Consider the following 20555-nt stretch of genomic DNA (forward strand, 5'->3'; position numbering starts at 1 on the left):
CAGCCCACCCCGACCCGACGTCCCCACCGTCTCGCTGGTCGAGCCAACCAAAACCAGCCCGTCCAGGCGGAAAACAACCTAAATCACCGGTATTGCGTCTAGGGCATGCGCCGCCTGCCGCTCGGCCTCCCGCAGCAGCGCCGTCTCGGCCCGCTGCTCGTCGGTCAGCTCGACATCCAGCCCGCTGGGCAGGGTGCGCAGGTAGTCCCAGTGGGCGGCGCGGGCCGCGCGCAGCGCCGCCTCCTTCGCGAGGAGTTCGGACGGAAATTCGATCGCCTGTTCGTTCTTCGGCACGGTGCCATCGTACGGCCCAGCCCCGTCCGAACCGCCGCCGCCCCGCCGCACCTACTCGGACAAGGCCGACCCGACGGGCAGTGCCGGTATGGAGCTTTCTGTGGATGACGCACGCCGCGGATCGGCACTGCACTGCGGCTCCAAGGGCGTGCTGTTGGCGGTGCGTGGTCGTTGGTGGGGTGTGACGGGTGCTGCGAGCGAGGGGTCGATGCTGTGGGCGTTGGCGGTGCGGGAGACGGATGGCGGCGACGTGGTGGCGGAGGTGATCGTTGAGGTGGGTGAGGACCACTTCACCGCGCTTGCAGTGGATGCGTGGGAGAGCGGGTTCGTGTCCTCGGCGGCGGCCGAGGCGCCGGTCACGACCGGCGTGGTTGAGGTCCGTGAGGGCTGCTTCGAGCGGTTGGTGCTGGTCGGCGGCCGCCAGGTGTGGGAGCCGCAGCCGGCGGTCCCGGCGACGTCGGGCTGGTTGTCCGCTGCGGCCGTGGGCGGGGCGTTGGTGACGGTGGTCCCGCCGGGTACCTGGCCGGTCGACCTCGGCGCGGTGCCGCCGGAGCACCGCGCTGACGTTTTCGAGGACAGTCTCACCGCCGCCCGGGACAGTGGAGAAGTCCTGCAGGGTGTCGCCGCCGTCGAACTCACCTGACGCCCTCTGCTACCGCGGCGCCAGCCGGGGCTGGTTCCTTCGGGTAGCCCGTGGTTCGACGGAGCACCGGGGTGGGCACAGGACCCGGCATGACGACACCTGCCAGGAACCGCCGCCCTCGCCGCCGTCCGGCCGCACCTGCGCCTGCAGCTCACACCCGCGCCGTGGCGCCACCAGCCCCGGCCCGGCCGGCCAGCGGGTGCTGCAGAACCTAGTCGAGCGAACACATCGCCCAAGGCGGCATGGTCGTCCGCACCACCTGGCACGAGCCCGCCTGCAGGACCTCGCGCCGCCCCTGACCGCCCGCATGCCGCAGCCGACCGCCCGGCCCCCGGGCTGCGCCCTGGCACCCGAGCAGCCCGGGCCGCGGTGCACGGGCCGGCCGCCCCGCGCCCGGCCCGCGACAGGTCTTCGCCGGGCCGACACCATGCAGTGATACCCCGTCAGAACCGATGCACCGGCTCCGCCGGGAACCCGGCGTGCCGAGAATGGAGTTCAGGACCGTGGGACTCGTCTGCAGGCTGCAGGCGGCGCCCGCCCCGACCATGGAGGAGCAACCGCCAGATGCCGAACACCACCACGGGCCCGGCCGTCCCGACGCCGGGGGAGGCCTACGCGGATGCCCCCGAGCCGCACGTGGAGGCGGCGGCGATGCTGAACCTCGCCCGCGCCAACCACGGCACCCCGCAGATGCACGACCGGGAGTGGGTGCTGCGCCATGCCGCGCTGCTCGACCGCGCCGCGCTGCCCGCGGTTGCCCCGGCGGGCGCCGGCAGCGGTGCTGTTACCGGGCCGGGCGGCGGGCCGAACCCGGCTGCCGTCGGCGCCGCGATGCAGCTGCGCCAGATGGACCGGCACGGCGGCACCGGCCGCGGTGCGCTCGGCCCGGACGCGGCCGAGTGGGACGGCGTCGACGGCGCGATCGGCTACCTGCGGCAGGAGTACCTGGCGTGGCGCAGCGGACAGCTGTCGGACCTGGCCGCGGTGGGGGCGGCGATGCGCGCCATGGCCGAGGTCACCAACGACAATGTGCGCTCCGGGCAGGCAGCCAGCCGCGGCGAGCCCTGGAGCCGCGAGCAGCTGCTCGACCTCGCCCGGCGCCGGGTCGCCGCCTACGCAAAGGCGGTGGACTACGGGATCGACGCGGTTGCCGACCAGCAGCGCGCCGAGCAGGAACTGCGGCAGCTGGAGGCCGCCGACGGCAGCGCCCGCCCGTAGCCACCGCCGGCCGGCGGGTGTTGGCTTCAGCGCAGGGGCTGGGCGTGCACGGGGGTGTCCGGCTCGGTGCGGTCGATGAGGGGCAGGATGTGGACGAGGCCGCTGTCCTCGATCTCCACGCGGACGGTGCGCTCGGCGTCGGCGTAGATCGGGTGTCCGTGGGGTCCGTAGCCGGCCTGCTGCTCGACGAGTACGGCGTCCTGCTCACTGTGGGCTCCGGGCTGGCCGGGGAAAGTGAGCAGCCACCCGGGACGGTGCTGGGGCCACCGGCATCGCCTCCTGATCTGCCGCCGTTGTCCCGACCCTACGTCGGCGCGGGGCCGCGGTGGCGGGAGGCGCGCTGGTCAGGCCGTGTGCCCTGTTCTCGCCCTGCCCCGCCGGGACACACCGACGCCGGCGGGCAGACGGCCCTCGCGCCGTGCACCCGCACTCGGGCGGCTCGCGGCATCAGGTGTTCGAAGCGTTGGCGATGCCACGCAGGACGGCGTCGGCATCCATGACGGTCGCCGCGCCGTCGCCGAGGTCGACGACGTGGTGCTCCATGGTGCCGGTGGAGGCAATGGGCCAGGACGACGAGGAGTTCGTTGGTGACCTCCGAGGTGAGATGGACCTTGTCCTCGTCGTTGAGGTCGAGATGGCCCTCCCCGTCGGGTGCGGCGAGGACGGAGAAAGAGCGGCTGACGAGGTGGCGCAGGACCCGGAACTGGTCCGGATCCATGTGGGCTTGCAGGGTGTCGAGGTAGAGGCGGACCTGCTCGGCCTTGCTGGGTGAGGTGTCGTCGTTCATCCGGGCATCCTGGCAGTTGCGGCTGACGCCTCTCAGGGGTTTGTGTCGCCCGGCGCCGTAGGAAGGGTGTGCGTGCCGGCCAGGCCGCGCTGCTGTCGTCGTGCCCTTGGGGGACTTGCGTCGTTGAACCCGGACGAGCGCCCCGACCAGGGCGTGCGACGAGGTCCTGCTCTTGTCCGCCCGGCACGTACACCCCGACGGCGCCGGGCCGGCAGGACATTGCTCGCCGGGGCGGCCGACCGTACACATCGGCCGCCCCATAACCGCGGCCCGCACCCGCTGGAAGCCGCTGCCCCGAGATCTCGGGGCAGCGGCCTTCGTACTTGATCGGAACCCCGGCGCACAGAGGACCGTCAGCCGCCCGGTGGTGGTCGGCGGGGCGGGGCTGGAGGCTGGTGGGCATGGGCAGCAAGAAGAAGCAGTGGGCTGCGGCGGTGGTGCACTGCCGACCGGGTGCGGTGGCGGGGCTCGAAACGGCGGCGGCGCACGTGAGCGGGCAGGTCCGCGTGACGGGGCAATGGGTGCGGGTACGGCCCGACGACGGCGCAGAGATGTGGATCTCGGCGGGAGCCGTGCAGCGGATCGTCTGGGGCACACTACCCGGCAAGTGAAAGCCACGCCGGCCGTTCCCGGCGTGCGGGATCAGGCGAGCCGCAGCACCTGGCCGGCGAGGATGAGGTCGGGATCGTCGCCGATGGTGGCCTGGTTGGCGGCGTAGAGGGCGGGCCAGCCGCCAGGGACCTGCAGGGCCTGGGCGATGCCGTCCAGGGTGTCGCCGTCCTGCACCACGACGGCGCCGTCATCCGCAGGACCCAGATCCGCGGCCGTGTCCGGTTCGGCAGCCGCCGCGTTCTGCCCAGCAGTCGCCGTGCTCTGTCCGGCGGCCGACGGCGAGCCGGCCGGCTTCCCGGCGGCGGGCTGCTGCGCCGGTCGCGGCGGCGGCGCGGGCACCGTGTGGTGGGCGCCGTTGCCGCGGCCGGCGCGGGCGCCGCAGACCGGCCACGGCGCGAGGCCGCGGCGGGCGGCGAGGTGTTCGGCGACCGCGATCTGCTGCTCGCGGGTGGCGAGGTCGGGGCGGGCCGCGTACGCGGTGCCGCCGTTGGCGCGCCACGTCGCCTGGTTGAACTGGAGGCCGCCGTAGTAGCCGTTGCCGGTGTTGGCGTGCCAGTGGCCGCCGCTCTCGCACGCCGCGACCTTGTCCCAGTCGACGCTTCGACCGGCGGCCGGCACGGCACCGGCGACGGCGATGGTGTCTGCCGCGGCCGCCGGGACCGCCCCTGGTGCGACGGCGCCCACTGCGGCGGCTCGGGCGGGTGCGGCGTGGCCGGGGGTTGCAGTTGCGGCCCACAGGCCGGCGGCGCAGGCGAGGGCGAGGAGTAACTGCAGGATCCGGTGGGCCACGGACACGGTGATGCTCACTCCCCGAGAGGGTCGGCGATGGGGCCGGCGCCCCGGGGGCACCGCCCTTCCAGCGTTCGCACACGACGCGGCCGAGGGCCGGCCGACACCCCGGGAACGTCACCCAGGCGGCTGTGCGGTGCCACCCGTGCACCGCACAGGCCATACGGCCCTCGTCGGCCAACCTGCCGGGGGCGGTCAGCCGGTGCGCTGGGGTGGGGTAGTGGTTCCGTCAGGCTGTGGTGTCGGCGCGGTGACCGGTGCGAGTGAGCATGACGGCCAGGAGCCGTACCGCCTCTTCGGCGTCGGTGAGTTGGTCGCCGGTGGGGAGGGTGGTGCCGAAGGCGTGGCCGTCGGGGGCGTCCAGGGCGCGCCAGTGCAGGATCGGGGCGAGCTGGCTGCTGCACTGGGCGAGGAACCAGGCGAGGTGGCCGTGGGTGCGGGCGACGGTGAGGGCGAGCGCGGCGAGGGCCTCGCGCAGCCCTTCGAGCCGGTCGATCCGCGGCATCGCCTGCTGCACGTTCGCGGGGCCGACGGCCGCATCCAGGGCGGTAGCGGTCTGCCAGGCCAGGGCGAGGTCGCTCAAGCGTGGTTCCCACTCCAAGTGCTCGAGCTGGCGCTGCGCTTCTTCGATCACCTGCTCGACGGCCTCTAACATGCTCATGGCCTGCAGAATATCGGCGCCGCCCCCGGGGCGGCCGGGGTCGCCCCCCCGGCCGCCGGGGGATGGCCGCGAAGCCAGGGGCCGAGGAGTTTCGCAGCCCAGAACCCAGCCAAGGACACGGACGGCGCGGCAAGCGAAAGCCCCTTTGCTGCACCTGGAGTTCGGGGTTGCGGGCGGCTTGAAGAGCAGTGCGCGCGAGGAAGGAGCCAGGCTAGGACACAGCCTCGCTGCGGGCCTCCGTCCGATCGCTGCGCGCGTGGGTGGGCGGTTCGTCCGCGGCAGCGAGCACCTCGTCCCGGTGCGCACGCCGATCCGGCCGGGCACGGTCTCGATCAGCAATGCCATGACCTACGCCCCGCACGCTGCCTCGGCCGGGATCCGCTGCCGCTGTGCCTCCAGCGGCCTTTGCGGCGTTTCACTCGTGCGGGCCAAGCCGGTACCGGCGTGCCTGACCTGGCCGGGCCGGGCCCACCGGCCCTGGACATGGGTGGTTTTCCCGCACGGACGACGTCCTTGCTGCGGTTGCGGCCGGAGCCGGGGCCGGGGTGGATGGGGGAGGCCCCGTGTGCGGGCCTGCCGCGGGGGCAGGCGCCCGGAGCCCGGTGAACCAGACCACGAAGGAGTGAGTTCGGCATGAGCAAGGTGCAGGAAACGATCGACGTGGACGTGCCGGTCAGCACCGCGTACAACCAGTGGACGCAGTTCGAGGACTTCCCCATGTTCATGGACGGCGTCGAGGAGATCACGCAGATCGACGACCGGCACAACCACTGGAAGACGAAGATCGCCGGCGTGACCCGGGAGTTCGACACCGAGATCGTCGACCAGGTCCCGGACGACCACGTCAGCTGGCGCACCACCAGCGGCGACGTGAAGCAGACCGGCATGGTGTCCTTCCAGCCGATCGACGCGCAGCACACGCGGATCGTCATGTCGATGGACTACCAGCCCGAGGGACTGGCGGAGAAGGCCGCCGACATGATGAACATGCTCGACCGGCAGGTGAAGGGCGACCTCAAGCGGTTCAAGCACTTCATCGAGAAGCGCGGCACCGAAACCGGCGGCTACCGCGAGCACCTCTGACCGCCTGCGCATCCACCGCGGTCCCCGGCCCAAGACGGCCGGGGACCGCGGTGGACGCCGGCCCGTTGGCCACAGCGGTCCCAGGCGCCCTCACGCGCTCCGCCCGCGGCAGTCGCCGACCGGACCGCTCCGCCGCCCTCCCTCTTGCGGTGTGTGCCCGCGGGGCGACCGACCGATCGGTGGGATGGTGAGGCGTCATGGACGCAGCCGATCATAGGTCTCCAAAGCGGCCGACGCTCACGCGGACCGACAGGCGGCACCCCACGCGCGGCAGCAATTCTCGAGAAGGAGGCACCGTCTTGGCGACCGACTACGACGCCCCACGGGACAGGGGCGAGGAGAGCGACGACGACAGCATCGAGGCGCTGAAGAGCCAGCGTGACGACACGCAGAGTTCCGCGGTCGACATCGACCCCGAGGCCGTCGAGGCACTTGAGCTCCCCGGCGCCGACCTGTCCGGCGAGGAACTCACCGTCCAGGTCGTGCCACTCCAGCAGGACGAGTTCACCTGCATGACCTGCTTCCTGGTCCACCACCACACGCAACTCGCGGGTGACGACAAGAACGGCCAACCCGTCTGCTGCGACTGCGCAGCCACCTAACGCCGGGCTCTGACCCGGCACAAGCCCGCGGCCCCCTGCCGGCCCATCGCCTCCCTCTACCGTGACGCCCCGGGTCTCGCTGATTAAGACGCTGCAGGCAGCGCGTTATTTGCGCCGCCGAGTCGGGACCCGTGCCCATGTCGGAGGGCGGCACGGCGTGTGAATACCGCGCGTTTCACAGCGGGCTACCCCTTTCTGTGAGCTTCCACCGGCCGTGCCGCTTCGGCGCCTCGTGGGCCGGCTGTGACGGCTTGCCAGGTCGGCCCCGGCGCTGACCGGCGGCGTCAGCTCGGCGCGATCAGCCGCCGTTTCCTGCCGAGGCCGCTCTCCGGGCTGGAGCCGAGGGCGGCGGCTGGTGTGGGTTACCGTTCCGGCCAGCGCCTGCCGGGTCCGAGGCGCACCTCGCCCGGCAGGCGCTCCGGCATTTCCTGGGCCGCTGCTCGCGGGTGACGCCGCGCTGGTCGGCAGCGCACTGCTGCGCAGGCCGGCCGGGGTAAGGACCGGGCGGGAACGGGGCCTGCGCCGGCCCTGCGAGGGAGCGCCGATGAGCGGTCGCCGGACGGCGGCTGCAGGGGCTAGCGTCGAAGGCGGGGATATCCAGGGGCCGCCGGCGGCCCCTGGCCCCATATCGCCGGGAGGGCCCGGGACGCCGCGCCCCGGTCCATGACCGTGCGGGCTCTTCCGGCCGGATCCACGCTGGAGGGCGTGAGCGAGCGTTCCTACGACGGCGAGGCCGTCCTGCGCGCCGGCGGAGTGGCGTACCAGTGCCGGGCCTGGCTGGTCTGGTGGACAGAGCCGGCCCCCGCCCCGGCGCAGACCTCCGGGCACGCCCACAGGCCGCAGGATGCGGGCCGGTGGGAGGGCAAGCTTCGCTTCGATAACGAGGACGAGGCCGTCAGCGCCTGGTTCGCCTCCGACGCGCGCCACGCCCTCCTCCACCTCCAGGGCCGATTTGCCGCCGTGACGGTCGTCGACATGGACGGCCCGTTCCTGCTCGTGTACGGCGTCGGGTCCCCGCCCTTCTGACACCCGACGGCACCGTGCCTCCCGCGTGCGCGCACGGGCGCCCCTACGCGTTGGGCCCCGCCACGGGCGCGTATTGGCTTGCAGACTTCACCACCGGGCCGGTGGCGAAGTTCGGCGCCGGCGGGTGCAGCCGGGGTCCGTTCGAACGCTGCTTGATGGGGACGGACCGGCTGTCCGCTGATCCCCACCGAGGAGGGGACCGCGCTGTTCTGTGCTGTGCCGCAACGGGCGGGCGGCGTGCTCAGGGGAGGGGAAGGTCGGCCCAAACGGTTTGCCTACACTGTTCGGCCGGCACCCCAGGCGATGGCGAGCCGGGCGATGATGTGCATGCCGCGGTCGTGCGGTTGGTCCGGCCGGACGGGCCGCAGGCGCGGCGCGGCGGGGCTGGTGTCGGTGGCGGCGATCCGCAGCAGGCCGGTGTTTGGGTCGTGGCGGAGGTCCAGCGCGGTGGGGCCGCCGGCGTGGTCAGCGGCGTTGGCGAGCAGTTCGGAGCCCACCAGCGCGATGTCCTCGACGGCCACCGCATCGGCATCGGGTCGCCAGCCGGCCAGGACCCGGCGGATGAAGTCGAGTCCCCGGCGCACGCGATGGTCCGCATCGCCGGGCACAAAATCCAGACGATGGTGGCCACGGGCGGCACTGGCGAAGGGGCACATGGACAGTCCCGGCAGGTCTCGAAGGAACATCGCCCTCAGACAGATGCGCCTGCCCACCCGGCACCGCCCTATACCGCCGGCGCCTCCCGGCCGCCACGAGAGTGGCGCAGTGCCTGCTCCAGGGCCGGGTAGACGGAGAAGACCTGGTCGACTTGGGTGATCTCCAGGACGCTTCGGGCCATGCGGCTCGGGGCGGCCAGGACGATCGGGATGCCATGGGACAAAGAGGCGAGGCGGGCGGCGAGCAGGGCGTTCAGGGCGCTGGAGGTGAACAGCTGCACCCCGGACAGCTCGACGGCGACCAGGGCCGGGCGTGGGGCGAGCGCCTCGTCCAGGGCGTGCCGCACCTGGGTCTCGTTGTCCATGTCGAGTTTTCCGGCAATGGAGCACATGACGCTGTCGCCGACGTAAGTGATCACGACCGTCAGCTCGGGACCGGGCTGGGGCCCACCGGACCGGGAATGCTTGGGAAAGGCCATGGCGTGTCTCCCTGCCCACCACAGGCTCCACCATCACGGCGTGCCGGACATCCGTGTCCTCGCGGGTGCGGGAGACAGGGGGCAACAGCCGACGGCCACCGATGAGCGCCACGATGACACCACACCGCTACCCCCAGCCTATGCCGCACTTCGGGGCCCGCTCGAACGCGAACCGAGGACAGACCACCGGACGGACCATGACCCGCGCACACGGATCAGACGGATCGATCCGACGCACCACCCGCTGCGGGTGATTTCCGAGCCTGTCCGGCGCGGCCTGCGACCACGGCACCATCGAGGAGGGCGCTGACCCGTCGCGGCACGCGGTGCGGCTCCGGGGCCGGGTGTCGGATGACCTCGCCGACCCGGCCCCGGAGCCGAGCGCCCATGCCATGACGAATCGGGCGCGCCCAGAGCATGCCAGGCCCCACCCGCTACCGGCCAACCCAGCCACCCACGCCAGCCTTGACGTCCCGTCAAGGAACACCGTCAAGGTATCCGACGCTGCGCCGCCTCCCCTGCCACGTCCCCTCCCGCCTCCCCTACCACAAGGCTCCGCCCCCAGTCCCGTTGCGATCCCGGCGTTTTCCCAGGTCAGAGTCGACGTCCAGGACCTGGCCGGTGAACACCCCGGCCGAAGCCCAGGTCGATGCCGGGGCGACGGCTCCGGGGTTCGGCATGCGGTGTGCTGAGTGGTTGGTCCTCGGCCAGTATTCTTGTTCGCCTGTCAACGGCCAGTTCCGTGGCTGCCGTCATTCGCCTTTGGTGTGTCGAATCACCTGGGCGGGTGGTCTCCGTTCGCAACCTCTGGGGCCGTCGGGTGAGGCTGGCGTGCATGGAAGACGCCAGCCAGCTCCTTGCATCCACTGCCCTGTCTACCGGTTCTCCTTCGAGGTCCACGGTGCGGGTGGAGGCCGTCGTTGTGGCCACGGCGGCCTCGGTGCTCGACCAGTACGCAGCCCTGCAGGCCGATGCTCGGCAGGTACGGCTGGCCGGCGCCGTGGCGCACGGCCTGCGGGCGGCCGTGGCGGACGCAGGCACCACCCCCTCGGCCGAACAGTCCCTATCGGCAGAGGCGGCGGCCGGCCGGCTGGATCGCCCGGGCCGGGACTGGCTCGCCGCACGCGTCGGCGACCTTTTCGATCACAGGGGCCCGGATGCCTGCCGGGTGCACGTGGCAACCGGCCTGGTGTCCGATGCCGTGGCGTTGCTTCAGCACGCCGGTCGCAGATTCGAGGACGAGCCGCTCGGCACGGCCGCCCGCCGCTTGTGGGAGCACCTGTACCTGTGCCTGCCGCTCACCGCACTCGCCTGCCGACCGGAGACGGACAGCCGCTGACCCGGCCTTCTGGCCGATTCCCGGTCCGCCGTGGGCCGAAGCGGTCGATCGTCCGCCCCTACAAGTCACCAGAACGAAGTGCCGCAGGCCGCGGCCTTGACCGATAGTGATCACCTGGACAGCCTGTGCGCCGGGTCCCGGGCCGTGAAGGCGGCTAGCTTCGCTCCATGACGGCACAGAACACCACCGGCACCCTGGTCGGCGCGCGGGATCCGCATGAGCTCGGCCGCCTCCTGGCCGCAGCCAACACCCACCCGTTCTGCACCGGGAGGTTCGGGCGCGGCGTCCTCGAAGCGCTGCGCTGGGCCCTCGGCCACCAAGTGACCGCGCCCATCACCGCGATCCCGTTGAACGGTGTTCTCCGGTCGGCCCGGCTTTGGGACGAGGTGGACGCGGCGCGGACCGAACTGCTCGGCCACGGAGGCCGCACGGTCGAGCTGGACTACGCCCGCGGCGTGTACGAGGCGCTTGCCTGGGTGTGCGGCCACCGCGAGCATCCGCCGCAGACCCCCGGCCGGTGAGACGGGCCTACGGGTCCGGGCGCACACGATTGTCCGTCCCGACGGGTGCCTTTCCCCGCGCCCCGGGGGTCCGGCCGGCTCCACCTGCCCGACAGCCGCTTCCCGGCGCGGCACGAAGCACCTGGCCGGCGTCGTGCAGCGGATCGTCCGGGAAACGCCGCCCGACGCATGACACGGCCGTTCTCCGGAGCCAGGCAGCACCGCGCGCCTGAACACTCGAGATTTTCCGACGAGGTGGCGACGGGTCACAGGAGGTGGAGCGTCTGGCCGGGGAGGATGAAGGTCGGGACCGCCGCCGATGATGTCCTGGTTGGCGTGATAGAGGGCGGGTCAGCCGCCGGGCAGCTGCAGGCTCTGGGCGATGGCATCAAGGGTGTCGCCGTTGCACTGGGCGAGATACCTGGCGAGGCGGCCGTGGGTGCGGGCGACGGTGATCGCGAGTGCGGCGAGGGCCTCGCGTGGATCTTCCAGCCGGTCGATCCGCGGTAGCGCCTCCTGCACGTTGGCGGGCCGACCGCCACATCCAGAGTGGTGGCGGTCTGCCGGACGAGCTTCCACTCGATGGCGACCAGCTCCCATTCGAGGTGGTCCAGTTGACGTTCCGCCTCCCGGACGACCTGCTCGGTGGCCGTGAGCATGCCCATGCGGCGCAGACTACCGGTGGCTGCCCGGCGGCCTCGAGGTCGCGACGACCGATTCGAATAGTTCGGTGCGCCGGCTGGCCGGGGGCGTTTGCGGCGTCGGGTGGTGTGCAGAAGCCCGGTGTTCGGTGGCCGGTCGGATTGGTCTATGGAGGCTGGCCGCCGGGCCCCGGTCCGGCATCCGCCGGTGTCTGGTGGGTGCCGGGCCGGACGTGGTGGTGCCCTGGCTGGGGACGCAGACTCGCCGCGGCGCCACCACCCGCGTCAGGGGAGTGGTTCGGCGTGCAGGGGGCCGTGGTGCAGCGGGGTGGGGGTGAGGAGCCGGGCGGTGCCGTGTTCGTTGATCTCCACCAGCATGCGGCCGCTCTCGTCGGTGTAGACGGGGTGGCCGGCGGGCCCGGTGCGGCTGGTGGCGGTGACGACGATGCCCGTCTGCGGGGCGTGGCTGCCGACGCGGCCGGGGAGGACCACCAGGTACCGGTGTACAAGCCGTCCCTTCCTGCCCGGCGCCTACCAAGGCGGGCGCACCGCCGACAACGCACTGACCCTACGCCGCTGGCCGGCGGGCAGGCACTGCGTCGATGCCGAGCCGGGGGCAGAGAATGATGCGAGTCTGCCGGGCGGACCCGGTCCTGGGACGTCAGGAGTCGAGGGGAGCGAAGCCGAGGACCCATCCGAGGGCGCGGGCCGCGCCGCGGGCAAAGGCGCGTTCGTCGCAGGTCAGGTCCGGGTTGCGGGCGGTGCAGAGGGCGGCGCGTTCTTCGATGGCCAGGTCGCTGTCGTGGAGTTCGGCGTGCCGGGTGCCGGTGAGCGGCGCGGGCCGATGGGGGTCGAGGAGCCAGCGGTGGACGGCGGCTGCGCCGCGGGCCTGCGGATGCCCGTCGCGGGCCGGGCCGGCGGCGAGCGCGGCGGCGGCACACACCTCTTCGCTGGTGCGGACACCGATGTAGTCCTGGACGGTTCCAGCGGCCACAACACACCATCCTTCGATTCTGGTCGGAGAGGTCTGGGCGTCGGCCGGGTGCTGCCCAGCGGCGGCCGAAGATCCCAGGCTTACCCGTCCGCGGCCCGCGCACACCCCGGGCGCGCTGTGGACGGCGTGTCGTGTGGGCTGTTCGGCGTGCTGCCCGCGGGCCGACGGCTAGCCGATGGCGCGCCTGAGCGGAGGTGACGCGGTGGGCCTCGGCGCTCCGCCCCCCGAGGCCGGCAAGCTGCCGTCCGAGGTGACGTCCCCGGAGCTGCCCTGGCCAGCCCACCCCGCGGCCGCCTTCGCCTCCGACACCGACCGGCACAACCAAGGCTGCTACCCCCGGCCGCTGGCCGGCCGGGCCGGCTCCACACCCCGCGAGTCCCCGCGACGGCCATCCCCGGCACCGCGGGGCGCTTGCGATGGTCGGTCCGCGTTCGCGGCAGGGGCGGGGCTGTCGTAGACCGGGGGTATGGGTGAGGAGAAGACGTCGTGGCATCCCGGTGAGATGTTCCGACGAGCGGGATCTACGAGTGTGACTGCGGGCCGGGCACCACTGGAGCCTGGACGTGAAGGAACGCCGGTTCCCGCCGCTACCGGCCGGCCGTCCGGACAGGGCCTGGTCGCTGAAGACGGAGGCGCACCCGGACGCCTGACGACGCGCGGCGCGCCGACCGGGTGTGCTGCTGAGATTGTGGCATGTGTTCGGTGAGGTCGGTTCGTTGATCCGGGGGTGACGGCTGTGGGCGAGGGGCCGGTGCTGTGGGCGCTGGTGGTGCGGGAGACGGATGACGGCAGCCCGGTGGCGGAGGTCGTCGTCGAGGTCGACGAAGGTCACTGGGGCGGGCTGGCGACGGATGCGTGGGAGAGCGGGTTCATGGCCGTGGGCGGTGTGCCGGTCTCGACGGGGACGGTGCAGGTCCGCTCGGGCCGGTTCGAGCGGCTGGTGCTGGTCGGCGGCCGCGAGGTGTGGGAGCCCACACCGGTGATGGAGACGCCGCCCGCGTGGCTGTCGGCCGCGGCAGGGGCCGGCGGTGTGGTGGTGACCGTGGTGGCGCCCGGCACGTGGCCGCCCGATCTCGCCGACGTTCCGCCTGGCCGCCAGGCACAGGCCTTTGCGGACTGGCTGGACGAGGTACGGGCGAACGGGGCGGCACTGCAGGGCGTGGCAGACCTCGACCTCGGATGAGTCCTGGCGGGGGGTCAAGGAAGGCGGAGAGACTGCCCGACCAGGATGAGGTCGGGGTTGTCGCCGATCGTGTCGTGGTTGGCCTCGTAGAGAGCGGGCCAGCCACCGGTCACCTGCAGACTTTGGGCGATGCCGTCGAGGGTGTCGCCATCCTGGACCACGATCGTCGCCGAGTCGGTCAGGTCGGTTTCGGGGCCGGTGGCGGTGTCCGGCTCGGCGGCCACCGCGGGCTGGCTGGCGGCTGGCTGCTGGGCGGCGGGCCACACCATCCCGCGCGCCAGCCGAGGGGTTGTCAGACGATGGTCTTGGCTGGGCGACCGGTGCGGGTGAGCATGGCGGCCAGGAGCCGCACGGCATTCTCGGCGACGGTGAGTGGGGCGCCGGTGGGGGAGGGCGGTGGCGCTTCCGCGGCCACGCCGGGTCCGTGGCTTTGGAGCATACGTTCCGCCGCCGGGGACCGGGCGTGCCGGGCGCCGGGCGCGGGCGGTATGCGGAAAGGCGCGACCCGCGGACGGTTGTTGTCGCCGGTCCCGGTCTTCCCGACGGCCACGCGCGAGGCCGGGGTTTGGCCTGTCGGATCGGGGTGAGACGACGGCCGGGTGGCATGGTGAGCGGCCCGCGACGGTGTAACCCCCTCGCCGCCGCGGGCCCACGGCCGTGGGCAATGGGCGCGGCACCGCCGACACAGACGAAGCAACAGCCCTGCATCCGTTGCGTCTGGTGGACGCTGCCCGCCCCGTGGACCCCGCGGTAACCCCGCGGTCGGCGACGGATGACCGAACTACGCGGTCAGGTCTCCGCGATGGGCAGCCGGTCGTCGGCCGCCGGGGGGACCGCTGCGTCCGGGAGCGCCGGAGGGGGCGCGGCGTCCGGTGATGACGTGTCTGGTGGTGGCGTGGCGAGCTGTTCGAGGAGGCGGTCCTCGAACCCGCCGAGCAGCAGCAGGATGCCGAGAAGGACGGGGGGTATGAACAGCATGAGCACGATCATGTGAGCCTCCCGAGGGGATGGTCACGTTCGGCTCGACTCGCTGGTCGACTGCCGCTCACGCTAGGGGCACGCACCGCCTTCGGCATCTTCGCCGCCCCCCGGTCCTGGTCAGGGCCCGCAGCGGGCCGTTCAACCGGTCCGGCACGGCTGACACCGACACCGAATCAGGGGCGGCGCCATCGCCTTGCAGGTGCTGATGGCCGCGGCGATCATTGCCTTGAACCCAGTCGCCGGCACCGTGACGGCCGTGGCAGGCCTGATATGCCACCGCAGGGAAGAAGGAGATCGGACAAGCCACCCTGCCCACGTCTGAGCAGGCCGTCGGCAGCGTCAAGGCCGACACGGCCGAGATCAAGAAGAGGGCTCACCGATGACGGACAACTCACACGACACGCCCACGCCTGAGGAACTGCGCGAGCAGGTGGAGGCCACCCGCGAGGAACCCGGCCAGACGGCCGATGAGCCGACGGCGAACGCCGACCTCAAAGCCCGAGCCCAGCACAGAGTGGCGCAGGTCAAAAGCCAGGTGCAGGACAAGGCCGCCCATGCCCTGCACGCGGCGCAGGACAAGACGACCGAGCCGGTGCGGGTCAAGGCCACCCACGCCAGGGAGCAGCTGAGCGAGACCGCCCATGTGCTGGGGGACAAGATCCCGGATCCGGTGCGCGAGCGGTCCTCCCAGGTAGCGCACGCCGGGCGTGACAACCGCAGCGTGCTCATCGCGGTCGGCGTGGCCGCCGCGCTCGCTGTGATCCTCTACGTCCGGCGCAGGAGGAACTGAGGTCAGCAGGTCCCGGATACTCCCGTTCCCAGGCACACCCCGGCTCATCCGAATCGGACGGGCATGTCGAGGGCAGCGTCTTGACTGCCGGTCCCGTGCACGACCACTGCGTCGTCCCCGCCTCCCCACCGCGCCGCGGCCGGACGAGATCAGTAGTAGTGGCGGCGGCCACCAACGGCATGGCCGAGGAGGCCGGCGACCCAGAGGATGAGGCCGATGACGGCAAGAATGATGCCGATGGTCCACAGGATCGAGATCCCGGTGACGAAGCCGATGATGAGCAGGATGACGCCGATGATGATCACGGATGCTCCCGAGTGTGGTGCACGGTGGGTGGTGCCGGGAGAACGGCCCCGGTGAAGGTGGCCGGTGCCAGGCCGCTCGGCGGCCAGTCGGTTCCCTACCCGCCAACCTTCCCTGCGCTGACGCGTATACCGCTGAGCATCGGGGCCAAACCGCCCCCGCAGCCCGCAGTTTGCCAACCGAACAACGACCCGCCTTCACCCGTGCCAACCAGAGTCCCTGAAGCACCGAGACGGGCCTTCAGCCGCACCACCCGACCACCAGCCAGCCATTTCCTGGCCCGCCTTTGTCGACGCAGGGGGCACGACGTACGGCTCGCTGCTGGGTGGCATCCCACGGCTCGGGGAGGAGGTGCCCGCCGTGGCAGTCGACGCCCCCGTAGTGCATCCCCACCGGGCCCTCGCCGGGCTGCTTATGCCCACTCCACGCCGTGCTCGGCGAGCTGTGCGAGCTGCCCGGGGGTGAGTTTGGCGCGCCTGGCCTTCTGGTTGTTCAGCCACGCACCCAGCCCCACGTGTACGGTCTCGGTGCTCTCCGCGCCGCCGGGGCCGGCGACGGCGACCTGCAGGGGCTCCTTGTGCGGGCGCGGGACGCGGACGTGGCCTTCCCGCTCGACGAACCGCGCCAGGGCGGCCAGGCCCTGGGCGAAGCGGTCCGCGCGGGAGACCTTGGGCTTCGCCTCCGCGGCTTGCTTGGCGGCCACCAGCTCGACGTCGGCCTCGATGCCGATCGCGGCAAGGAGGTCCTGCTGGTCCGCTTCCAGACCGGGCCAGCCGGCGCGTTGTGCCATGATCCAGCGGCCGAGCTGCTCGCCCTCGAATACCGTCTCCTCCGGCAGCTGCGCCCAGTCCACGCGGCCATCGGCCTCCAGCCACCACATCCGCGCCACCGCGTAGGCGCGCTGCCAGGTGATCGGCCAGGCCGGACACCACCACGGGTCGATCTCCTCCAGCGCGGCCCGCCGCTCCGGCGCGAGCGCCCCTGGCTCGCCTGCGGGCACCTGGGCTGCGGCCCGCAGTTCTGACAACCAGGTGCCGATCGCGTACCCGCCGACAGACGCCCGCGCGGGAGCTGCCAGGCTGCCACCGTGTTCCTTCGCCCAGACCCGGGCCCAGGCCAGGCCGGCCTCGAACCGCGCATCCGACACCGACCAGATCATCCCGAGCGCATCCAGCATCTCCACCCGGTGCCGCGCCAATTCACCCGCCGCATGCTCAGAACGCCTGTCCGACACCCACTTGCCAAGCGGGAAATTACCCTCCTTACCCGCCATTTCTGAATAGGGAACGTCGAGGCCGCCCGTTTCCTGGAACCAGCGCCGAGCGTGGTTGATACCCTCCCGCCAGTACTGATTCTCGCCCTTCAGCACCCGCGAGGCGATGAACAGCGCCAGCACGTTCTCGTCCACCGGCGTCTGGAACCGCACCGGCAGCGTGAACGCGCCCGACCCACCCTCACCTGACCCACCCTCACCAGGCAATCCGGCAGCCTCCGCGCTGCGCCCCTTCGTGCGGTGGCCGGACTGCTGGGGCACCGCGAGGGCCTCGATCACCCGGGCGTCGTGGCTGAGGAGCGCGGTGAGGATCTTGACCAGGGGACCGTAGCTGTCCGACTCCAGAATGTCTCCGGGTTCCTCCCCGGGCCTGAGGAAAATGGGCACGATAAGGGATGCGGTCTTGCCTTCGCCGGGCTTGATCCGCAGGGCCCGGCCGATGGCCTGGACGATGTCGACCATGCTGCCCCGGCCGTTTAGTACGACCGAGTCTGCGTTCGGGATGTCCACGCCCTCGCCGAGAATGCGGCACTGGGAGACGATCCGGTGTCGGAGGCCGTCGTCCTCATGGCCTCGTCCGAAGTCGCGGATGACGTCCTTGCGGAAGTCGACGTCGTGCTCACCGGACAGCCACTGTGCCCACATTTCTGCCGGGTATTTCTGCGGGTTGTCGAGGTGCAGTTTCTCCACCGTCTGGTTCAGCGTCTCGGAGAAGTAGCGGGCCTCCAGGGTGCGGTTGTGGAAGGTGATGCACCGGCGCAGGTCCTGCTCGACGACGGTCTTGATCAGGCCGGCCTGGATCGCGGCGAGGTGCGCGGCCGGCACCTCGTCCCTGCTCCCGTCCTCGGCCTCGCCGACACCCGGCCCGAACGGCACGCCCTGCCGCCCGGCAGCCGTGCGGTCGGCACGGGGCTCGCGCAGCTCCAGGACCACGACCTCGAACGGCGCGAGGAGCTTGCGGTCGATGGCCTCCGCGAGGCCCAGCGTGAACACCTGCGGGCCGTAGACCCGCACATCGTCCATGGAGACCGCCAGCTCCTCCGGCAGCGGCTGCCGGGCGTCCTCGCGCCGCTTCATGGCCGCGCTGGGCGGCGCCCAGATCCGCGGGGTCGCGGTCATGTAGAGCCGGCGTTCCGCCGGGATCTCGGCCTGCTCGTGGACGATGGTCCAGCTCTTCTCGACGCTGCCCGAGGACCGGTGGGCCTCGTCGCAGACCATCAGGGCCAGCGGCGGCAGGATCTCTCCCTGGCGTTCGGCCCAGAACCTGTAGGCGTCTGCGACAGCGCCGACCGAGGCGTAGGTGGCGAACAGGGTGACCGGTCGGCGGTGAGCGGCCGCCTGGTCCAGCCACATGCCGATCATCAGCGGGCTGGTCGTCGCCCTTACGCCGAACGGCAGCTCACCGTCGACCAGGGAGCAGATCGCGTGCATGGTTCCGGAGCGGCCGGCGGCCCGCCAGGAGCCGATCATCTGCAGCAGCAGATCCAGCGTCGGCACCACCACCAGGACCGTGCCGTGCGGCGCCAGCTTCTGCCCCGCCGCCGCCCCCACGAACGACTTCCCGGAGCCGGTGGCCATCTGCACCGTCACCCGCAGACCACCCGACGGCACCGGCCTCCCAGGACGGGCCGTCAAGCCCCGCACGATGGCCTCCAGCGCCTCCTCCTGGTGCCCCCGCAGCGAGATGCCCGCAGCGGACCGAGCGGCCGTCAGGTTTGGCTTCACGGCGTCCACGAGAGCGTCCCTCTCCTCACTCACGGGTGCAGTCTTCTCGAGCGCTGCCCGATCGTTTCCTGGCTGAATGGGCTGCCGCATCATGCCTGAAAGGGGTGCAGCTGGACGAGGGTGAGCCAGGTCTCGGGGCCGGGTTCGACATAGGCCGCGCGCACGGCGTACGGCCCGGCCTCCAAAGCCACTCGTACGTGATCTTGATGGTGGCACTTGGCGCTCGTCCAGGCCGAGTCGAAGAGCACGACCGGTCCCGGCACTTGCCAGAGCAGCTCGCTCTCCCACGACGCGGTACGCATCGCGGTGTCCACGCCGGCGAGCATCGCCTCCTCGGACTCCGCCGCGGACCAGCGCACGAACACGCCCCGCTCCGGCAGATACGCCGTCGAGGCTGGCTCGTCCCCCAGCACCAGGGCTTGGGCCGACCCGACCTCGATCAGGCCGGTGAAGCCCTCAACAGCACAGGCCCGGTCGTAGTCGTCCCCGGCCGATCCTGACCATGCCTCCAGCACGGCTTCCGGGACCACGATGAGCGGACCTCCCAAAGACTCCACCCACGAGACCGCTCCCGGCTCCCCGTACACGACCATGCCCGCAACCTACACAGAACAGCCGACGAGCGTGATCCTGCAGGCCGACGACGGGGCCAGGCATCGCACTCACACACCGCTCCGGGCCGCCTGCCCCCTCGTATGGCTGCGCCGGATGCCCGCCGGTGTCGCGCTGCGACGTCTGCCGGATTGGAGGTAGGGACGCGCCTGTCGGACACGGCGACAGCGGTGACAGGGCGCTGCCGTACGGTGTCCTAGGTACCGAGAAGGAGGCACCGATGAGCGCTCAGCCGATCCACGGCCCCGAGCTGATCCCCAGGCCCGCCCAGACGCCCCTGGCCCTGTACGAGGCCGTCGCGGCACTCCTCCCGCACCGGCTGACCGAGATGACCGCCGACCAGGCACGCGCCATGACGGAGGCGGTGGAACACCAGAGCCTCAAGCCCCTGTTGCGCTTCACGGTGAAGTGGGCCGTGGACATCGAGATCGCGCGCCACCCGGAGACGCTCGCCGAGCTGCACCGCGCCGAATACCTCGCCCACCACGCCCAGACGCCGGAAGAGCGTCGGCGGCAGGCCGCCCTCGCCGGCGCCATCGTGAACGCTGCCGCCGAGGCGGTGCGGGGGTGACCTGGGGCTGGGAGTACAACCCTGACGAACCCACCGTCGCCGAAGGGGCACCCCTCGCCTTCGTAGCCCAGGTCGAGAAGAAGGCCGACGAGATCGTCCGCGCCGCTGCAGCGCTCTACCTGGACGGCACCACGTACCAGGGGCCCGGCGAGGGCATGAAGTCCGTCGATGTCGAAGACGGCATTTTCTGGTACATGATTGTCCCACGCGATGAACGCATTTATATTCTGCGAATCCAGTCCCTTTAGCTGGATTTATGCGGGATTTCCTCCCGGTGCTCGGGTGAGCACGGGGCTGCGGCGGGATGTGGTGACACCGGGTTTCTGATACCGCCCGTCTCTGGCTTTTCCAGGGCCGGGCGGCCCGTTTTCCACTTGGATGGGGAGGGGCTCTGTGGCGGGATCAACTGACAGCCCACACTTGATACATGTTCGGCATGGACGGCTCTGAGGTAGCCTGCCGGTCTCGGGATGGGGAGGTTGGCTAGTCAGTGATCGGCCAGTCCCGGCGCTTCCCTAACCCCGCCCCCGCCGCGCCTTCAACCCCCACACCCAGGCCACACCACCCCCTAGCCAGCCCTACCCCGCCTCAGCCAATAGACCAGCTCAACCGTTTGAGCAGGGCTCAGCCACACGGGCCGCGGAGCGAAGCGGAGCGGCCCCGGGAGGGGAGCGAAGCGGACTGACCAGGCCCGGCGCAGCCGGGCCGGCCTGACCGAAGGTCAGGCCACGGACACGCGGAGCGGGTCCGCCCACCCGCCGAAGGCGGGTGGCGCACGGAGGGCCGAAGGCCC

27 protein-coding genes are annotated in these 20555 nt (G+C 71.8%); 13 read left to right on the top strand and 14 right to left on the bottom strand.

The features are described from left to right. Positions 1 to 78: 78 nt before the first annotated feature. Complete coding sequence (locus AB0442_RS37520) at positions 79 to 294, bottom strand: hypothetical protein (RefSeq protein WP_366168019.1); 216 nt, start codon at positions 292 to 294, stop codon at positions 79 to 81. Between the two features lie 100 nt (positions 295 to 394). Here AB0442_RS37520 and AB0442_RS37525 point away from each other — a divergent pair, with 100 nt between their 5' ends. Next, positions 395 to 937, top strand: coding sequence for a hypothetical protein (locus AB0442_RS37525; protein WP_366168020.1), 543 nt, complete (start codon positions 395 to 397; stop codon positions 935 to 937). A gap of 564 nt (positions 938 to 1501) precedes the next feature. Then, complete coding sequence (locus AB0442_RS37530; protein ID WP_366168021.1) at positions 1502 to 2155, top strand: hypothetical protein; 654 nt, start codon at positions 1502 to 1504, stop codon at positions 2153 to 2155. A 26-nt stretch (positions 2156 to 2181) separates the two neighbouring features. Here the strand turns inward: AB0442_RS37530 and AB0442_RS37535 are convergent, their stop codons facing one another. Beyond that, positions 2182 to 2439: a DUF6296 family protein gene (locus AB0442_RS37535; protein ID WP_366168043.1), complete on the bottom strand. Its 258-nt coding sequence runs from the start codon at positions 2437 to 2439 to the stop codon at positions 2182 to 2184. A gap of 257 nt (positions 2440 to 2696) precedes the next feature. Between AB0442_RS37535 and AB0442_RS37540 the strand changes: the two genes are divergently transcribed. Both AB0442_RS37540 and AB0442_RS37545 read left to right on the top strand, forming a co-directional pair. Further along, positions 2697 to 2927, top strand: a complete 231-nt coding sequence (locus AB0442_RS37540; RefSeq protein ID WP_366168022.1) for a hypothetical protein — start codon at positions 2697 to 2699, stop codon at positions 2925 to 2927. A 416-nt stretch (positions 2928 to 3343) separates the two neighbouring features. After that, complete coding sequence (locus tag AB0442_RS37545; RefSeq protein ID WP_366168023.1) at positions 3344 to 3553, top strand: hypothetical protein; 210 nt, start codon at positions 3344 to 3346, stop codon at positions 3551 to 3553. A gap of 31 nt (positions 3554 to 3584) precedes the next feature. Here AB0442_RS37545 and AB0442_RS37550 read toward each other — a convergent pair whose 3' ends face one another. Beyond that, positions 3585 to 4361: a transglycosylase family protein gene (locus AB0442_RS37550; RefSeq protein WP_366168024.1), complete on the bottom strand. Its 777-nt coding sequence runs from the start codon at positions 4359 to 4361 to the stop codon at positions 3585 to 3587. A gap of 211 nt (positions 4362 to 4572) precedes the next feature. Next, positions 4573 to 5004 carry a hypothetical protein gene (locus AB0442_RS37555; RefSeq protein WP_366168025.1) on the bottom strand — a complete coding sequence of 144 codons (432 nt, stop codon included), beginning with the start codon at positions 5002 to 5004 and terminating at the stop codon, positions 4573 to 4575. A 633-nt stretch (positions 5005 to 5637) separates the two neighbouring features. Here AB0442_RS37555 and AB0442_RS37560 point away from each other — a divergent pair. The 3 genes from AB0442_RS37560 (at position 5638) to AB0442_RS37570 (ending at position 7715) form a co-directional block, all read left to right on the top strand. Next, complete coding sequence (locus AB0442_RS37560) at positions 5638 to 6087, top strand: SRPBCC family protein (protein ID WP_366168026.1); 450 nt, start codon at positions 5638 to 5640, stop codon at positions 6085 to 6087. Positions 6088 to 6386: 299 nt separating this feature from the next. After that, positions 6387 to 6689 (top strand): DUF4193 domain-containing protein, encoded by a 303-nt coding sequence (locus AB0442_RS37565; protein WP_366168027.1) that lies wholly within the window; start codon positions 6387 to 6389, stop codon positions 6687 to 6689. A gap of 705 nt (positions 6690 to 7394) precedes the next feature. Further along, positions 7395 to 7715, top strand: a complete 321-nt coding sequence (locus AB0442_RS37570) for a hypothetical protein (protein ID WP_366168028.1) — start codon at positions 7395 to 7397, stop codon at positions 7713 to 7715. Between the two features lie 275 nt (positions 7716 to 7990). On the opposite strand, the gene AB0442_RS37575 is transcribed toward AB0442_RS37570, so the two are convergent. Next, positions 7991 to 8299: an ATP-binding protein gene (locus AB0442_RS37575; protein ID WP_366168029.1), complete on the bottom strand. Its 309-nt coding sequence runs from the start codon at positions 8297 to 8299 to the stop codon at positions 7991 to 7993. 140 nt (positions 8300 to 8439) lie between these two features. Next, positions 8440 to 8790, bottom strand: a complete 351-nt coding sequence (locus tag AB0442_RS37580) for an STAS domain-containing protein (RefSeq protein WP_366168030.1) — start codon at positions 8788 to 8790, stop codon at positions 8440 to 8442. An 895-nt stretch (positions 8791 to 9685) separates the two neighbouring features. Between AB0442_RS37580 and AB0442_RS37585 the strand changes: the two genes are divergently transcribed. Together AB0442_RS37585 and AB0442_RS37590 are read left to right on the top strand one after the other, a co-directional pair. Next, positions 9686 to 10189: a hypothetical protein gene (locus tag AB0442_RS37585; RefSeq protein WP_366168031.1), complete on the top strand. Its 504-nt coding sequence runs from the start codon at positions 9686 to 9688 to the stop codon at positions 10187 to 10189. Positions 10190 to 10356: 167 nt separating this feature from the next. Next, the gene (locus tag AB0442_RS37590) at positions 10357 to 10710 is read left to right on the top strand and encodes a hypothetical protein (RefSeq protein ID WP_366168032.1); all 354 of its coding nucleotides are present in this window, start codon (positions 10357 to 10359) and stop codon (positions 10708 to 10710) included. A gap of 330 nt (positions 10711 to 11040) precedes the next feature. On the opposite strand, the gene AB0442_RS37595 is transcribed toward AB0442_RS37590, so the two are convergent. The 3 genes from AB0442_RS37595 to AB0442_RS37605 all read right to left on the bottom strand — a co-directional run bounded on the left by AB0442_RS37595 (position 11041) and on the right by AB0442_RS37605 (position 12324). Next, a complete protein-coding gene (locus tag AB0442_RS37595) occupies positions 11041 to 11211 on the bottom strand; it encodes a hypothetical protein (RefSeq protein WP_366168033.1) in 171 nt (56 codons plus the stop codon). A gap of 404 nt (positions 11212 to 11615) precedes the next feature. Further along, entirely contained in the window at positions 11616 to 11825 is a 210-nt protein-coding gene (locus AB0442_RS37600) for a DUF6296 family protein (protein ID WP_366168044.1), read from the bottom strand. Positions 11826 to 11991: 166 nt separating this feature from the next. Further along, positions 11992 to 12324, bottom strand: coding sequence for a hypothetical protein (locus tag AB0442_RS37605; protein WP_366168034.1), 333 nt, complete (start codon positions 12322 to 12324; stop codon positions 11992 to 11994). A 736-nt stretch (positions 12325 to 13060) separates the two neighbouring features. Between AB0442_RS37605 and AB0442_RS37610 the strand changes: the two genes are divergently transcribed. Then, a complete protein-coding gene (locus tag AB0442_RS37610; protein ID WP_366168035.1) occupies positions 13061 to 13507 on the top strand; it encodes a hypothetical protein in 447 nt (148 codons plus the stop codon). Between the two features lie 14 nt (positions 13508 to 13521). On the opposite strand, the gene AB0442_RS37615 is transcribed toward AB0442_RS37610, so the two are convergent. Both AB0442_RS37615 and AB0442_RS37620 read right to left on the bottom strand, forming a co-directional pair. Continuing rightward, positions 13522 to 13731 (bottom strand): LysM domain-containing protein, encoded by a 210-nt coding sequence (locus AB0442_RS37615; protein ID WP_366168036.1) that lies wholly within the window; start codon positions 13729 to 13731, stop codon positions 13522 to 13524. 565 nt (positions 13732 to 14296) lie between these two features. Beyond that, the gene (locus AB0442_RS37620; protein ID WP_366168037.1) at positions 14297 to 14485 is read right to left on the bottom strand and encodes a hypothetical protein; all 189 of its coding nucleotides are present in this window, start codon (positions 14483 to 14485) and stop codon (positions 14297 to 14299) included. A gap of 382 nt (positions 14486 to 14867) precedes the next feature. On the opposite strand from AB0442_RS37620, the gene AB0442_RS37625 reads away from it, so the two are divergent. Beyond that, complete coding sequence (locus AB0442_RS37625) at positions 14868 to 15278, top strand: DUF3618 domain-containing protein (protein WP_366168038.1); 411 nt, start codon at positions 14868 to 14870, stop codon at positions 15276 to 15278. 149 nt (positions 15279 to 15427) lie between these two features. On the opposite strand, the gene AB0442_RS37630 is transcribed toward AB0442_RS37625, so the two are convergent. From AB0442_RS37630 to AB0442_RS37640, 3 genes are all read right to left on the bottom strand, one after another. After that, positions 15428 to 15583 carry a DUF6131 family protein gene (locus AB0442_RS37630; protein ID WP_363492694.1) on the bottom strand — a complete coding sequence of 52 codons (156 nt, stop codon included), beginning with the start codon at positions 15581 to 15583 and terminating at the stop codon, positions 15428 to 15430. Positions 15584 to 15993: 410 nt separating this feature from the next. Then, complete coding sequence (locus AB0442_RS37635) at positions 15994 to 18588, bottom strand: Helicase associated domain protein (protein WP_366168039.1); 2595 nt, start codon at positions 18586 to 18588, stop codon at positions 15994 to 15996. A gap of 80 nt (positions 18589 to 18668) precedes the next feature. After that, positions 18669 to 19172: an Imm21 family immunity protein gene (locus AB0442_RS37640; RefSeq protein WP_366168040.1), complete on the bottom strand. Its 504-nt coding sequence runs from the start codon at positions 19170 to 19172 to the stop codon at positions 18669 to 18671. 239 nt (positions 19173 to 19411) lie between these two features. Here AB0442_RS37640 and AB0442_RS37645 point away from each other — a divergent pair, with 239 nt between their 5' ends. Both AB0442_RS37645 and AB0442_RS37650 read left to right on the top strand, forming a co-directional pair. Continuing rightward, positions 19412 to 19762, top strand: coding sequence for a hypothetical protein (locus AB0442_RS37645; protein WP_366168041.1), 351 nt, complete (start codon positions 19412 to 19414; stop codon positions 19760 to 19762). Continuing rightward, positions 19759 to 20010 (top strand): hypothetical protein, encoded by a 252-nt coding sequence (locus tag AB0442_RS37650; RefSeq protein WP_366168042.1) that lies wholly within the window; start codon positions 19759 to 19761, stop codon positions 20008 to 20010. Before AB0442_RS37645 ends, AB0442_RS37650 begins: the two co-directional genes overlap by 4 nt. Positions 20011 to 20555: the final 545 nt, after the last annotated feature.

It is taken from the genome of Kitasatospora sp. NPDC085895 (genome assembly GCF_040702125.1).
Classification (GTDB): Bacteria; Actinomycetota; Actinomycetes; order Streptomycetales; family Streptomycetaceae; genus Kitasatospora; species Kitasatospora arboriphila.